General features: G+C 67.0%; 1 pseudogene. It reads left to right on the top strand.

Going from position 1 to position 464, the window contains the following annotated elements:
• Window positions 1-464 (top strand): annotated as a pseudogene (locus MUU46_RS00115) (fimbria/pilus outer membrane usher protein); the annotation flags it as partial.

The raw sequence follows: 464 nt of genomic DNA, 5'->3' as shown, positions 1-464 counted from the left end.
GCCAGCAACTGCACCTGCAAGTGCCGCCGGACTGGCTGCCGGAGCAGCGCTTCGACGATCCCGGACTGGTCGCCCGCGCCCCGGCGCGCAGCAGCCTCGGCGCGCTGTTCAACTACGACCTGTACTACTCGGCCCCCGCCGACGGCGCCACGCCCTGGCTTTCCGCGCTGCTCGAGCAACGTCTGTTCGACGGCTTCGGGGTGATCTCCAACACCGGCGTCTACACCCGCTATTTCGGCGACGCCGACAACCTCGACAGCCGCTACCTGCGCTATGACACCTACTGGCTGTACAACGACGAACGCAACATGCACAGCTACCAACTGGGCGACTACGTCAACGGCGCGCTGAACTGGACCACCCCGGTACGCATGGGCGGCTTTCGCTTCGCCCGCAACTTCGGCGTACGTCCGGACCTGGTCACCTATCCGCTGCTGCGCTTCGACGGCCAGGCCGCCGTACCC

It is taken from the genome of Scandinavium tedordense (assembly GCF_024764965.1).
In the GTDB taxonomy this organism is placed as follows: Bacteria; Pseudomonadota; Gammaproteobacteria; order Enterobacterales; family Enterobacteriaceae; genus Scandinavium; species Scandinavium tedordense.
This window is presented reverse-complemented; position numbering and strand designations above follow the sequence as displayed.